Raw genomic sequence first — 13,060 nt, forward strand, 5'->3', positions numbered from 1 at the left:
TGAAGAATCGATAGAAATTTATAACCGTAAGCGACCTCACTTGTCCCTGAAATACAAAACGCCCGATGCGGTGCATCGGGCGTTTTGAGACTGAAACAGGTGTAAACCTATTTCAGGACTAGACAGGAGGAAAGTGCTGTCTGGTCTGACGCCTTGGCGAGCAAGCCCGCTCCCACATTCGAAATGCATTGCAAATGTGGGAGCGGGCTTGCTCGCGAAGCTTTTGCTCTTAGCGGCTCAACAGGGACGCGGCACCCGCACCACTGAACAACCCGGCACTGACCCGGTTAAACCAGCTCTGCCCCTTGCCGCTACGCAGATACCGCGCCGCACCATGTGCACCGAGCCCGTAGGCCAGCTTGCAGCACAAATCGAGCACTACCCAGGTGACAATCATGATCAGCAGTTGCGGCAGAAACGACTGCTGCGCGCTGAGGAACTGCGGCAGAAACGCGGCAAAGAACAAAATGTCCTTCGGATTGCTCGCGCCCAGCACAAACGCGCGCCCGAACAGCGTGCGAAAGCGCGGAGTCGGTGCAGCCTGGGGCACTTCAGCGCCCACCGACGGCTGACGCGATTGCTGCCAGCTCTGCCAGGCGAGGTAGAACAGGTACAGCGCGCCAACGATCTTCAGTGCACTGAACAAGTGCTCGGAAGCCAGCAGCAGGGCGCCCAGCCCCAGCGCCGAAGCACTGAGCAAACAGATCGAAGCAATGACGCCGCCGAGAAACGCCGGGTAAGAACGACGCAGACCGTAATTCAGACTGTTGCTGATCATCAGCAACGACAGTGGCCCCGGAATAAGGATCACCACCAGTGCAGCGCCGCTGAACAGCAGCCAGGTTTCCAGACTCATCACTTTGCTCCTTTCTATTGTTATCAAAATGCACAAAAGCCCCACCCGCGAGGGTGAGGCTGATTTGAAGCGTGAACCGCGTAGCGCTTACAGGAAGATGAACTTGGCGATGAAGATCGCGCAGAGCACCCACAGGCTCACGGAGATTTCCTTGTACTTGCCGGTGCCGGCTTTCAACGCCACATAGGTGATGAAGCCCATTGCGATGCCGTCGGCGACCGAGAAGGTCAGCGGCATCATGATGGCGGTGACGATGGCCGGGATAGCGTCAGTGGCTTCGTCCCACTCGATGTGGGCCATGCCGCCCATCATCAGCATCGCAACGTAGATCAGTGCACCCGCGGTGGCGTAGGCAGGAATCATGCCGGCCAGCGGTGCGAAAAACATTGCGGCTATAAATAGCACACCTACGGTCACTGCGGTAAGACCAGTCCGACCGCCAGCGGCCACACCGGCGGCACTTTCTACGTAACTTGTTACGGGAGGAACACCGACCACGGCACCAAATACGCTGGAAGCACTGTCGGCCTTCATCGCGCGGGAGAGGTTTTCGATGCGGCCGTCAGCGTTGACCAGATTGGCGCGCTGGGCGACGCCCATCAGCGTACCGGCGGTGTCGAACATGTGTACAAAGAGAAAGGCGAGGACCACGCTGATCATGCTGACGTTGAACACGCCGGCCACGTTCATCGCCATGAAGGTCGGCGCCAGACTTGGCGGCGTCGACATGATTCCTTCGTAGTGCACGATGCCCAGACCCCAACCGGCCAGGGTGACGGTGATGATACTGATGAGGATCGCGCCGAACACGCGGTGGTAGCTGAGGATCGCGATCATCAGGAAGCAGATGGCGGCGAGCAGCGGGCCAGGCTCGCGCAGGGAACCGAGCTTGATCAGCGTCGCCGGGCTGTCGACCACGATGCCGGCGGTTTTCAGGCCGATCAGACCGAGGAACAGTCCGACACCGGCACCCATCGCGAAGCGCAGACTGACTGGAATACTGTTGAGCAGCCACTCACGAATGCGCGAGAAGGTCAGGATCATGAACAGCACACCGGAGACGAACACCGCACCCAGCGCGGTTTCCCAGTTGTAGCCCATGGTGCCGACCACGGTGTAGGTGAAGAACGCGTTGAGGCCCATGCCCGGTGCCAGGCCCACCGGCCAGTTAGCGTACAGGCCCATCAACAGGCAGCCCAGTGCCGCAGCGATACAGGTGGCGACGAACGCTGCACCGTGGTCAATCCCGGCATCGGCCATGATGTTCGGGTTGACGAAGATGATGTAGGCCATGGTGATGAAGGTTGTCAGACCGGCAATCAGCTCGGTCTTCACCGTGGTGCCGTGCAAGCTGAGTTTAAACAGACGTTCCAGCACGCCACTGCGTAATGGTGGCGAGAGGTCCAGCGTCGATGCTTCGGATTTGCGGCTTTCCACAGCAAGTACTCCTCAAGAGTTTTATTGTTATTTCCAGGGCCGGACCCATGAGGGGTGGCAGCGGCCCTTTGAGGCATACGCGAATTTGTTGACCATGCGGTCAGGAACTCGCACGCTGTGGATTATGCTTTTGTGTACAAATAAAGCAAATATTGTTTTTGATTTTGTTTGGGGAAGTTCCGTCTTTAGGGATATATCGTTTGTCCGGACGCCTTCGCGAGCAAGGGAATGCGATCTAAAGTGGGAGCGAGCCTGCTCGCGAAGAGGCCAGAGGATTCAATCGAGATGGGCCCGACTCTCACCCAAGGCCATATTCACCGCCAACCAACCATTCACCGCCGCCTCCCCAGCCTCGGCAAACACCCGCTCCAGCAACTTCACCTGCTCGCGTCGCAGCGCCTGCTCGAATTTCCCGCCTTCCGCCGTCAACGCCAGCAGCCGCTTACGCTTGTCTGCCGCCGACGCCACGCTGTCGACCAAGTGCATCTCCTGCAACTGCCGCAATGGCATGTTCAGCGCCTGCTTGCTCACGCCGAGCAAGCCGAGCAATTCCTTCACGCTCAAACTCGGATAACGGGCGATGAAAAACACAATGCGCTGGTGCACCCGCGACAACCCGCGACGTTCGAGCATTTCGTCGGCCTTGGCGGTGAACGCCTGATAGCCGAAGAAAAACGCTTCCATGGCCTGTTGCTGACTGGATGGGTTTTTAAGGTCAATCATGTTGACGTACTCGCTCAAGCTGTCGTAATTTCAGTCAATCAGTTTGACTCATTTTTCATACGCCTCGCTACCGGTGACCACCATGGCTTTTTCCGAACGTGTCTCGCGCCTTAAAAGTTCTCTGATCCGTGAAATCCTCGCCGCCGCCCAGCGTCCAGAGGTGATGTCGTTCGCCGGTGGTTTGCCAGCCGAAGCCATGCTGCCGAAAGTCGAATGGGCCGACATGCCGTTGTCCCTCGGCCAGTACGGCATGAGCGAAGGCGAGCCGGCGTTGCGCGAAGCGTTAGCGGCGCAGGCGAGGGCGCTTGGCCTGGAATGCCAGGCGAGTCAGGTGCTGGTGGTCAGCGGTTCTCAGCAAACCCTCGATCTGGCGGCCAAGCTGTACATCGACAAGGGCACGCCAATCCTGCTCGAAGCGCCGACCTATCTTGCCGCGCTGCAAATCTTCCAGCTGTTTGGCGCCGATTGCCTGACAGTGCCGCAAGAATCCGATGGCCCGAACCTGGCGCAATTGCGCCGTCGTCTTGAACAGCACCGGCCAGCGTTCATCTACCTGATCCCGACATTCCAGAATCCGTCTGCCGTGCGCTACAGCGAAGCCAAACGCGCCGCCGTCGCCGCGTTGCTGGATGAGTTCGGCGTGACCTTGATCGAAGACGAGCCTTACCGCGAACTGACCTTCGACGGCGGCAGCGCCAAGCCGATAGCCGGACGTCTGCACAAATCCAGCTGGATCTACACCGGCACGGTGTCGAAAACCCTGTTGCCGGGTTTGCGCGTCGGCTACCTGATCGCCAGCGCGGATCTGTTCCCGCATCTGCTCAAACTCAAGCAGTCGGCGGACTTGCACACCAACCGCATCGGCCAGTGGCAGGCGCTGCAGTGGATCGGCACCGAACACTATCAACAGCATCTGAGTGAACTGCGAGGCTTCTATCGGCAGCGACGCGACGCTTTTCAGGTGGCACTGGAAACGCATTTTTCTGATCTGGCCGACTGGCACGTGCCGCAGGGTGGGTTGTTTTTCTGGCTGACGTTGAAGCAACCGCTGGACACGCGAACGTTGCTCAATGAGGCGCTGGTCAATGACGTGGCGTTTATGCCGGGCGAACCGTTTTTCCCGGAACCGGACAATCACCACGGGCATTTGCGCTTGAATTTCAGCCACATCGATCCGGCGCGGCTGGATGAAGGGTTGAAGCGATTGGCGGCGGTGGTACGGAAGGCGCAGCTGGAGAAGGCGGCCTGAAACAAATAAACCGGCTCGATAGCCGGTTTATTTTTGTCTGAAACTTGCGGTGTCAGTGCGGGCCTCTTCGCGAGCAAGCTCGCTCCCACAGTGGAAATGCATTCTAAAGGGTGGGAGCGAGCCTGCTCGCGAGGGCGTCAGTCAAATCCCGCTATAAACATCAGACCGCCGCAAACCGCTTATCCAGATAATCAATGATCACCTTGGACTCATACATCCACGTCGTCTGCCCATTCTCTTCAATGCGCAGGCAAGGCACCTTGATTCGGCCGCCCTGTTCCAGCAGCGTCTGGCGATCCTGCTCGTTGTTCTTCGCATCCTTCAGCGCCACCGGCACATTCAGGCGATGGAGAGTGCGACGGGTTTTCACACAGAACGGGCAAGCGTGGAACTGATACAGCGTCAGATCCTTGGCTGCCGCGTCTACCTGAGCCTGAGCAGCGGTAGGGCGTTTTTTCTTGCCTGGACGGGTGATGAAATCGATGAAGATAACCAGTTGGCCGAGGCCGACACGAAGCGCTTTGACGAACACGTTTAAAGCCTCACGGTGCAGATTGAGAAAGGCGCGCAGCTTACCCGATTTTTCTCGGGCGAAAAAAAACCGGCGATGAATGCCGGTTTTCTTCGTGCTGCACATTACTTGATGAGGCTGAGGAATTCGCTGCGGGTCGCGGCGTTTTCACGGAACTCGCCGAGCATCACCGAGGTGATCATCGACGAATTCTGCTTCTCGACACCGCGCATCATCATGCACATGTGCTTGGCCTCGATCACCACGGCGACGCCCAGGGCGCCGGTGACTTGCATCACCGCATCGGCGATCTGGCGGCTCAGGTTCTCCTGGATCTGCAGGCGGCGAGCGTACATGTCGACGATCCGCGCGACCTTCGACAGGCCCAGCACTTTGCCGCTCGGGATATACGCAACGTGCGCCTTGCCGATGAACGGCAGCAGGTGGTGTTCGCACAACGAGTACAACTCGATGTCCTTGACCAGCACCATTTCGCTGTTGTCGGAGCTGAACAGGGCACCGTTGGTGACCTCTTCGAGCGTCTGTTCATAACCGCGGCAGAGGTACTGCATGGCTTTGGCGGCACGCTTTGGCGTGTCGAGCAGGCCCTCGCGGGACACGTCCTCGCCCAGTTGGCCGAGAATCGCGGTGTAGTTCTGTTCCAGTGTCACAGGGGCTGATTCCATAAGGGTTTCAGAGGGGTACCGTTTCTGCCTGTACCAATTTTGTACCAATCAAGCTGTTTTCGAGCTTACCGAGTTCACCCCAGTCAGTGCTGGAATTGATCCATCGGGCGTAAGTCGATAGCAACATCTGAACGCTATGACCGAGCTGAGTGGCAATAAACGCAGGGTTCATACCCGCCATGAGGCACATGGTAGCGTATGTGTGTCGGCAGTTGTATTGCCGACTTGCGCGAACCTCCAATTCGATCAATCGTGTGCGGGAGCGGGGGAGACGATCAACACTTCAGCAGATGTGAAACCTCCTCGCTGGCTTCGGAACTTCCCAATATCCTGAAGTCCGAAGGACCGCTATGTCTCCGTCGCAGCGCGATCCAAGTCAGCGGTTTTACACTACCACTGCCGTAGCTTGCCGTTGTTCAGGGCTATTGCCTGTCGCGCGCGTCGGATTTGCTCTAGCTGCGTCCGATAAGCGTCCGATTCGTCTGCATGGTTTTGCTGGGATCACGGAGCTGAACGTGCAGGCTAATCCTAGGCTGTGTTATGCGTCCTATTGACGCCACCTTAAATACACCACGGGTGTGCAATGCCAACCGACACCACCCCGCTGGCATGGCCCATGGAGCCAAACGCGCCCAACCTGACCCCGCTCATGTAGACGATTTATCGGAGTTATTGATGTCGGCCATCAGGTCTCGTGGGCCCGCATTTATAAATATTTAATATTCAGCGATCTGCTTTAGTTGTGGAGTAGTATGTCCGTTTGTTGCTGAGTTTGTATAAAAAATGCATCCTATTAAGCGAGCAAATAAAGCTAGCGTTTCCGTCATGTCTGGATTCTCAAATATAATAGGCCTTGAGTCCAAAGCACATAGCGCCCCCCAAAGCTGCCCATCGGGAAGGAAAATAGGCGCACCTGCGTAGCTTTCCAACATGTGTTTCTTTACAACTGGTCGAGACGAGAATCTGCCATCTAAACTTATCTCTGGTACAAAAAGAACTTGTGGGTTCCGCCGAAATTCATTGCAGATTGTCGTTTCCAATTCAAGCGTGTCGCCGGTATTAATGCCTAGTTCAATAGGGTTGAAAGTAGAGCAAACTATCCAATCTTTATCTGTGAACTTGGCAATCCCAGCAAAGCGCATGCCAGTCATGCGGGCAACGAGTTGCACAATACTTGTTGTAGCTTCGATTTCCGCTATCGCTGCTCGCTCCTCGGTACTTAATAATGCTTTAAGGATAGTTTCGTTAATTGGCATTTACAACGATCTCCTCATGGTTATTAGTATTGATTTCGATTGTCTAGCGTGTTAATAGCCATTAAATCAACTTCGTTGATGTCGATTGGAAGTAATGCTCCAAGCTTATCAGTCCTCGTATGACACTGCTAGCTTAGGCTTGGGCCATCTATTGTTTTAGTTGGTTGGAAAAACGTTCGACGGCACTTAAAACCTGTTTCGCTCCCTCTTGGATTTCCACGATGACCGACCCGGCTTGACTAGCAAGTACTAAACCCTGCTCTGCCTGGTGCTTGCTACCCGCCATGTCCTTTACGGCTTTATTTACTAGATCTTGGTTTTTGCTCACAACACTGACTATTTCCTCCGTAGCAGTACTAGTGCGACCTGCCAGCTGTCGAACCTCATCTGCCACTACAGCAAAGCCACGTCCTTGCTCTCCAGCCCTGGCCGCTTCAATTGCAGCATTAAGAGCTAAGAGATTGGTCTGTTGAGCGATGCTACCAATTGTTTGGACTATTGAGCTAATTAGATGTGATTGCTTTCCTAGGTCTTCGATGCTAAGTGACACAGATTGCATTTCGATAGATATCTGTCGCATTATGTCTACAGCTTGCTGAACGACTAATGCACCTTCTTTAGCTTTAGAGTCCGTGTTTTGCGATATATCATAGGCAATGCTTGCTGCTTCATTGACCTCAGATTCTCTGTCTACCTGATCGGTAATGACAGTGGCAAATTTGACGAACTTATATAGCTTGTCTTGAGTGTCGTAAACGGGGTTATACGAAGCTTCGAGCCAAATTGTGCGGCCGTGGCTATCCACTCGCTTGAATCGCCCTGCGACAAACTCACCCTTGTTCAAGGTCTCCCAAAAGACTGAATACTCCGGAGATGATGCCTCTCCATGTTCGCAGAATATCTGGTGGTGCTTACCTTTGATTTGGTCGAGGGTATAACCCATTGTTTGGAGGAAGGGAGCGTTCGCGGTGAGAATAGTGCCGCTAGGGTCGAACTCAATGATTGCGGTAGAGCGTGAAAGTGCCTTTATAAGGGCTTCATTTTCTCGAGCAAGGTTCATCGAGTCCGTGATATCCCTTCCGAAAAATTTGATATTCGCTAGTTTTCCAGCGCTATCTTTTACTGGCTGCCATAGTCCCCATAACCAAACCAAGCGTCCGTCAGCGTGTAAATAACGATAGTTGTCGCTTATTGAGCGGCCTTTTCCAATGGCGTCACGTAGGTTGCGGTAGCAAGGTAGGTTCACCACATAATTTGGCACGATCTCGCTTAGAGGGCGCTTAATCGAGTTGATGTCGTATCCCAATGCGCGGAGAAAATTGGAGTTGGCATCAATAATGTGTAAGTTTTCATCAGTCGTGAAGGCTAAAGTTTCTTCATTCAAACCAGTGATTAGCTGTTCATATATTGTTATTTTTTTTGTTGCTTCATTTAACTCTTGTTTTAGATGGGTGTTAAACATTTTCAGTCCTTCAGAATTCACTGGTGTTTCCAAGTTATCGGCGTCTGTCACATTTGCTTAACTGACCCTAGCTGTACATGGAAAAAATTCAAGCGGAATGTTTGCAGGAGCCGGCGCAGAGACAGCACGACCAGCCGAGTCGATGAAAAAAATCGCTCCGTTGCCTTTGCACAGTTCGACGCCTCGCTGGTGTGACGCGAGCGCCTACCTTTCTGGCCAGATCTAAACGCCTTCATCAAAGACGCTATGCCCGCGATGCCGTCGGTTTAAAATATCCAGCCTTATGCTGCGGTGATCGCGGGGAAGTTTAGTGTGGCTTTTGTTCTGTCTGTCAGAAGCTTATTTCATAAAGTTTTGAGGGAGATATGTGTTCCGTTTTTACCAATTTTGTATCAATCAGGCTATTTTCGAGTTTCCCGAGTTCGGCCCAATCAGTGCTGGAGTTAATCCATCGGGCATAGGTCGAGAGCAACATTTGCACGCTGTGTCCCAGTTGAGTGGCAATAAATGCAGGGTTCATACCCGCCATGAGGCACATGGTGGCGTATGTGTGTCGGCAGTTATATTGCCGGCGGGCTCGAATCCCCAATTCGGTTAGTGCAGCCTGGAAGTGTTTGTCCGTCACACTCGATTGCTGTATGAACTCGAAGTTCTTGGTTGGCGGGAACACATAGGGCGATTCGGTGCGTTTGCGCCGGCTTTGCAAAGCACGTTGCTTCGCCAGCAGTTCGGCCTGTTTGATGGCGTGCAGTGCTCGACTGTTGAGCATGACTTGGCGTTCGTTGCGGGTTTTGGTTCGCTCCTCGATTTTGTAATCAGCGACGATCCGACACACGTTGACCAGCCGCTTTTCCCTGTCGACCTCTTCCCAACGTAGTGCCGCGATCTCGCTGGGGCGCATGCCGGTATAGAACGCAAATTCAAAATACGCCGCGTAGATCCTCATCGAGTGGGCTAGCGTATTATATAGGTGATCGATGATCTGGTTGGCTTCCCCCGCCGCGAACGGATCGATGGGTTTCTTGGCCTTCACCGGCAACTCAATGGATTCTACCGGGTTGCGGTTGATCAGACCGTCTTTCACGGCGGTGCCAAATACGGTGGTCAAACGCTGGATCGCAGCGCGCTTAACACCAGGGGTGGGCCATTCAGTGTTCGCTACCACCTTGCGCAGAATCATCGACGTGATGCTGTCCATGGGGAGCATCGCCAGATACGGCATCCAGTAAAGATTGAGCGAGCCGAGATAGTTCTTTCGGGTCCCGGCCACGATCTCTCGGCTGTTGAGCCAACTCTGGGCGTACTCCCCGAAGCGGGGAGTCGCTGAGTAGGTGGCATAAGCGGAATTGGGGAACAGCTCGCCATAGCGTTGATCATCCAGCACCCCATGCTTAATCAGACTGGTTACTTTAGCGCGTAAGTCGGCGGCAGCCTTAACCCCCTTCGGCGTTTGGGGATAGGGGAGGGTTTCGCAGCGGCGTTGCCCGTTCCAGGTGAAGCGAATGCGGACGGACTGTCCAGCAAATTCAACTCCGGTGGGCAATCCCATTGGCTCTCGAGCCATGCTTCGTATCTCCTGATGCTGTAGTAAATCCTGCTGTCAATCGTGTTCCATACACCTTGGGGAATGACGCCTCTGGCACGTTTCCCTTGCAACGCCCGGCGGGTCGTGCCGACTAAATCCGCCATCTTGTCTTCCGGAATCTTGTCGAGTTGGTAGGTTTCGATTAGCGCCTCTGCCACTTGGGGGATTTGTGAGGTTTGCATATGCATTTCTCCGTTGAGTGGCTTCGGTTTAAGCCGCTGCGGTGGCGGCTTGGGCATCGAGGTAGTCGGCCAGGTGATGCAGGTAGACCACCGGTTTCGCCCGGACTGAGCTGTGCAGGTGGGTCACCGTAATCCTGATGTGGCCGGCTTTTATTTCGCGCAATAGATGGCGGTCCGTCCGAATATGCGAAAAGTATCGTTCACGGACTTCGGCCAGGAGCGGGCAGGGGGTGTCGAACTGCTTCCTGAGTTGATTGAGTGTGCTGGTCACGCTGCGTCCTCCCCGTGCCCCTCGTTTTGCGGCAGAAGCTTGAGGCGAATCATTTCAGCCAATCCTTCCTTGCTACGGCCTATAGCCGCAGCGCAGACTTGTCCTTTTTTATCCGCCACAACCGCGCCAAAGGGATATTCGGGAGAGTTAGTAGGTGTGACGTAAGCCGTCTGATCTTCAGAGACGACTGCATTCACACAACGGAAGACCTCGGCGAGCTCCACGCTCATCGCTGGAATGCTTTCGAGCAGTTGAATGGCTTCTGTGGCTGCCCCAACGAGCGTTGACCGGCTTATCACGCCAGGACAATTTAGATAAATCGGGATCAGCTTCAATGCACCCACAGACTGGGTATAGGCGTTGTAGTAATTGGTTTTCATGCTGCCACCTCCTTGTCGGTAATTTCGATGCCGAGTGTTTTTGCGAGCCACTGCACGCCTTTCTCGGTAACCAACACGACTGCGTAATGTTTGAGACGATTTGGACCCAATTGAACACTTCGCGGATCTGAGAACAGGTGGCCGCTAGAGCGATGGTGGCTTGCTAGATCACCCGTCGACGTGAGAATGCGAAGTTCTCGAAGTGCCTTGCGAAAGGCGCGGGACTTGATGCCAAACAAGGCTGCCGTCTGATCAAGAGTGCGATTCATGACGAACTCCCTCCACCTTGGGGTTTTCCATGATCTGGCGGTTGGCCAGTTCATGCATGAAGTCACGTAGGTGCAGGTGATTGGCTCGATCTCCGCGACGCAATCTCACGTGATCTGTGTGCCCTGACACATCAACTCGGACTTTTGCGTATTCGTCAGTCAACTCAACGTCAAACCGGGCTTGAATGGTCAGTGCAGGGCGCTGCATTGAACAGCTCGCTTGCCCGCCTGTTTGCAGCATTTGATGCAGTAGGTCTTGTTGTATGAGAGCTAGCTGAAAGTGGTTCATCGTGTGTCACCACACAAGGTTTGGCGGACCGTCATTAGTACGTCATCGGTCGAAAAGGGCGTCTTAGAAGCATTTTGTCTGGGAGTTGGAAAGGACATCGCTAGTACTCTGGTGAGAGGTTTACGATGCGAACAATACAAATACGTATAGGTTCGGTCAATACGTTTGTGTATTGATATTGGCGCGAGCGTAAAAAAACCGCCAAGAGGGGGCGGTTTTTTGTTCGTTGATGTTGGAGGCTAGAAAATTTCTAGTTTTGAAATCACAACCCCGCAAATCGCGGCGTCTGGGGGCAGTTCAATTATAGGTTCCGGCCACGATGGATTGAGGGGCTTCAGAAACTGGCGGTGCCCCTCCAAGACAAGTTGCTTGAACGTTGCCTCATCGCTGTCCGTTAACTTGGCGATTACTAGAGATCCATTTTCTGGATCTTTCGCAGGATCGACGTAGATGATATCGCCATCTCGGAACGAACGCCGTTCATGGGGATTGAACATCGACAGTCCGCGCACGCGCAGTGCGTAGGTTCTTTTGCTATGAGAAACCGCGCATGGAAGCCAAATCTCCGCGTCGCTTACGTTCATGATGTCTATTGCTTCGCACCATGCTCCTGCTTGCACCCATGAAATCAACGGGACCGAACCTTTGATAGCGGGGCCAGGCTCAACATTGGATTGTGCGAACGCATTTGTATCGTTCCCAATGTTCTTGCCTGTCCACAACCAGTTGGAAGTAACAGCGAGAGCCTTCGCGATTTTTTCAACGTTTGACTGTCTCGGACTCAGCGATTCACCGGTGATTATTCTGTGGATCGTCGGTTGGGGTACGCCGGATCTTCGGCCCAACTCACCCTCAGATAGCTGAAGCTCTGTCATGCGCTGAGCTATACGCGTGCCTATCACATGATGGCCCTCTGATTCGTAAACGTATTGGGAGTGTATTGCGCTCGTCGATACGGATGCGTATTATCCGGCTAATGCGAAAACGCATTGGTGAATCACATGACTATTCAAAAGATGCTCAGCGTACTTCTGGAGCTTGGCTATTCGCAGCGTGCAATCGCAGAACGCGTCGGAACGACGCAACCAACAATATTTCGAGCTGCTAAAGGCGCGGATATTCGGTACGAAACTGGTAAGGCGATTGAACGGCTTTTTGAGCAAGAGAAAAGCTCAGAAGTAAAGCAGTAACAAGAAAAGGTGCCGAGCCGGGGCCTCTCACCAAAGATCCCCCGGCCTGGCGGCGATGACACACAGCAATGTATATCGGTCGCAGTCGTAGGATAGGTTGTGCCTGTTCCTGTGGCTAGACCGTAAAAGGAGTTTTTACGGTTATGAGTCGCAACGCAAAACATCCGGCCGCTGAGCCGGTTCTTTCTTTACGAAAAGCGCTTTACCGCGCCGGTCATTCCTACAGGGGCGGGGTAACCGCTTTGGCGTTGGACATGGTCATCGATTACGACACCCTTCAGAAAAAATTGAAGCACGACTTCGAACAGCGATGGCTCGATCCGGATGAGCTGGAGGAGGTCATTCGACTCACGGCTAGTCCGGTATTGTTGGATGCCCTGATGCGTCCTGCTGGTATGGTTTGGTACAAGCCAGAAGCTGCAGCACCGACAAAACAGGCACTTCTCGCAGTCAGCAAATTGCTACACGAAACCGGTCTGTTTGTTTCCAGCATGCACGAAGGTGCAGCAGACAACGTATGGGAACCGCACGAGGTCGCCGAGTTGGAGAAGCATGGCGCAGATGTTATCCGTGCGGTGCTGGGCATCATGGCCGGTGCGCGTCAGGCGATGGAGGGGCACGACCATGGCTGATGTCATTGATACCGCCAACGAGCAAGCCGATTATTTTTTGCAGATCGCACTCAGCAGACACCCGCGACCGGTGACTGGCAAG

15 protein-coding genes and 2 pseudogenes are annotated in these 13,060 nt (G+C 54.1%); 3 read left to right on the top strand and 14 right to left on the bottom strand.

Annotation, left to right across the window (positions count from 1 at the left end):
• Window positions 1–229 precede the first annotated feature (229 nt).
• The 3 genes from AACY19_RS26035 to AACY19_RS26045 all read right to left on the bottom strand — a co-directional run bounded on the left by AACY19_RS26035 (window position 230) and on the right by AACY19_RS26045 (window position 3,016).
• Complete coding sequence (locus AACY19_RS26035; RefSeq protein ID WP_339454402.1) at window positions 230–856, bottom strand: LysE family translocator; 627 nt, start codon at window positions 854–856, stop codon at window positions 230–232.
• Window positions 857–943: 87 nt separating this feature from the next.
• A complete protein-coding gene (locus tag AACY19_RS26040; RefSeq protein WP_339454403.1) occupies window positions 944–2,293 on the bottom strand; it encodes an NCS2 family permease in 1,350 nt (449 codons plus the stop codon).
• Window positions 2,294–2,569: 276 nt separating this feature from the next.
• Window positions 2,570–3,016: a MarR family winged helix-turn-helix transcriptional regulator gene (locus AACY19_RS26045; protein WP_339454404.1), complete on the bottom strand. Its 447-nt coding sequence runs from the start codon at window positions 3,014–3,016 to the stop codon at window positions 2,570–2,572.
• Window positions 3,017–3,098: 82 nt separating this feature from the next.
• Between AACY19_RS26045 and AACY19_RS26050 the strand changes: the two genes are divergently transcribed.
• Window positions 3,099–4,265, top strand: a complete 1,167-nt coding sequence (locus AACY19_RS26050) for an aminotransferase-like domain-containing protein (protein WP_339454405.1) — start codon at window positions 3,099–3,101, stop codon at window positions 4,263–4,265.
• 160 nt (window positions 4,266–4,425) lie between these two features.
• Here the strand turns inward: AACY19_RS26050 and AACY19_RS26055 are convergent, their stop codons facing one another.
• The 11 genes and pseudogenes from AACY19_RS26055 to AACY19_RS26100 all read right to left on the bottom strand — a co-directional run bounded on the left by AACY19_RS26055 (window position 4,426) and on the right by AACY19_RS26100 (window position 12,031).
• Window positions 4,426–4,797 (bottom strand): glutathione S-transferase N-terminal domain-containing protein, encoded by a 372-nt coding sequence (locus AACY19_RS26055; RefSeq protein WP_339454406.1) that lies wholly within the window; start codon window positions 4,795–4,797, stop codon window positions 4,426–4,428.
• Window positions 4,798–4,901: 104 nt separating this feature from the next.
• Window positions 4,902–5,447: a GTP cyclohydrolase I FolE gene (gene folE / locus AACY19_RS26060; protein WP_019826593.1), complete on the bottom strand. Its 546-nt coding sequence runs from the start codon at window positions 5,445–5,447 to the stop codon at window positions 4,902–4,904.
• Between the two features lie 22 nt (window positions 5,448–5,469).
• Window positions 5,470–5,712: pseudogene (locus tag AACY19_RS26065) on the bottom strand (site-specific integrase); the annotation flags it as partial.
• A 466-nt stretch (window positions 5,713–6,178) separates the two neighbouring features.
• On the bottom strand, window positions 6,179–6,718 hold the full coding sequence (locus AACY19_RS26070; protein ID WP_339454407.1) for a GAF domain-containing protein: 540 nt from the start codon (window positions 6,716–6,718) through the stop codon (window positions 6,179–6,181).
• A 148-nt stretch (window positions 6,719–6,866) separates the two neighbouring features.
• Window positions 6,867–7,424, bottom strand: coding sequence for a methyl-accepting chemotaxis protein (locus AACY19_RS27975; protein WP_412070881.1), 558 nt, complete (start codon window positions 7,422–7,424; stop codon window positions 6,867–6,869).
• Window positions 7,410–8,180 (bottom strand): annotated as a pseudogene (locus tag AACY19_RS27980) (PAS domain-containing protein); the annotation flags it as partial. The pseudogene AACY19_RS27980 and the gene AACY19_RS27975, both read right to left, overlap by 15 nt.
• A 331-nt stretch (window positions 8,181–8,511) precedes the next feature.
• On the bottom strand, window positions 8,512–9,744 hold the full coding sequence (locus AACY19_RS26080; RefSeq protein ID WP_339454408.1) for a tyrosine-type recombinase/integrase: 1,233 nt from the start codon (window positions 9,742–9,744) through the stop codon (window positions 8,512–8,514).
• A 231-nt stretch (window positions 9,745–9,975) separates the two neighbouring features.
• Window positions 9,976–10,218 carry a pyocin activator PrtN family protein gene (locus AACY19_RS26085; protein WP_150688912.1) on the bottom strand — a complete coding sequence of 81 codons (243 nt, stop codon included), beginning with the start codon at window positions 10,216–10,218 and terminating at the stop codon, window positions 9,976–9,978.
• Window positions 10,215–10,598: a hypothetical protein gene (locus AACY19_RS26090; RefSeq protein WP_150688913.1), complete on the bottom strand. Its 384-nt coding sequence runs from the start codon at window positions 10,596–10,598 to the stop codon at window positions 10,215–10,217. Before AACY19_RS26090 ends, AACY19_RS26085 begins: the two co-directional genes overlap by 4 nt.
• Window positions 10,595–10,867, bottom strand: coding sequence for a hypothetical protein (locus AACY19_RS26095; protein ID WP_315448434.1), 273 nt, complete (start codon window positions 10,865–10,867; stop codon window positions 10,595–10,597). The genes AACY19_RS26090 and AACY19_RS26095 overlap by 4 nt, the downstream gene beginning before the upstream one ends.
• Before the next feature lie 528 nt (window positions 10,868–11,395).
• Window positions 11,396–12,031, bottom strand: coding sequence for a LexA family protein (locus tag AACY19_RS26100; RefSeq protein ID WP_339454409.1), 636 nt, complete (start codon window positions 12,029–12,031; stop codon window positions 11,396–11,398).
• Between the two features lie 126 nt (window positions 12,032–12,157).
• Here AACY19_RS26100 and AACY19_RS26105 point away from each other — a divergent pair, with 126 nt between their 5' ends.
• Window positions 12,158–12,346: a helix-turn-helix domain-containing protein gene (locus AACY19_RS26105; protein WP_315448431.1), complete on the top strand. Its 189-nt coding sequence runs from the start codon at window positions 12,158–12,160 to the stop codon at window positions 12,344–12,346.
• Between the two features lie 143 nt (window positions 12,347–12,489).
• Window positions 12,490–12,978 (top strand): phage regulatory CII family protein, encoded by a 489-nt coding sequence (locus tag AACY19_RS26110; protein ID WP_315448429.1) that lies wholly within the window; start codon window positions 12,490–12,492, stop codon window positions 12,976–12,978.
• The last annotated feature ends 82 nt before the right edge of the window (window positions 12,979–13,060 follow it).

This window comes from Pseudomonas sp. EA_5y_Pfl2_R50 (assembly GCF_963970475.1).
GTDB lineage: Bacteria > Pseudomonadota > Gammaproteobacteria > Pseudomonadales > Pseudomonadaceae > Aquipseudomonas.

Bases quoted from the DNA above. Each gene is read 5' to 3' on its own strand.
- AACY19_RS26045 (WP_339454404.1), bottom strand. From the start codon at position 3,016: ATGATTGACCTTAAAAACCCATCCAGTCAGCAACAGGCCATGGAAGCG.
- AACY19_RS26080 (WP_339454408.1), bottom strand. From the start codon at position 9,744: ATGGCTCGAGAGCCAATGGGATTGCCCACCGGAGTTGAATTTGCTGGA.
- AACY19_RS26110 (WP_315448429.1), top strand. From the start codon at position 12,490: ATGAGTCGCAACGCAAAACATCCGGCCGCTGAGCCGGTTCTTTCTTTA.
- AACY19_RS26090 (WP_150688913.1), bottom strand. From the start codon at position 10,598: ATGAAAACCAATTACTACAACGCCTATACCCAGTCTGTGGGTGCATTG.
- AACY19_RS26070 (WP_339454407.1), bottom strand. From the start codon at position 6,718: ATGCCAATTAACGAAACTATCCTTAAAGCATTATTAAGTACCGAGGAG.
- AACY19_RS26050 (WP_339454405.1), top strand. From the start codon at position 3,099: ATGGCTTTTTCCGAACGTGTCTCGCGCCTTAAAAGTTCTCTGATCCGT.
- AACY19_RS26100 (WP_339454409.1), bottom strand. From the start codon at position 12,031: ATGACAGAGCTTCAGCTATCTGAGGGTGAGTTGGGCCGAAGATCCGGC.
- AACY19_RS26035 (WP_339454402.1), bottom strand. From the start codon at position 856: ATGAGTCTGGAAACCTGGCTGCTGTTCAGCGGCGCTGCACTGGTGGTG.
- AACY19_RS26095 (WP_315448434.1), bottom strand. From the start codon at position 10,867: ATGAATCGCACTCTTGATCAGACGGCAGCCTTGTTTGGCATCAAGTCC.
- AACY19_RS26105 (WP_315448431.1), top strand. From the start codon at position 12,158: ATGACTATTCAAAAGATGCTCAGCGTACTTCTGGAGCTTGGCTATTCG.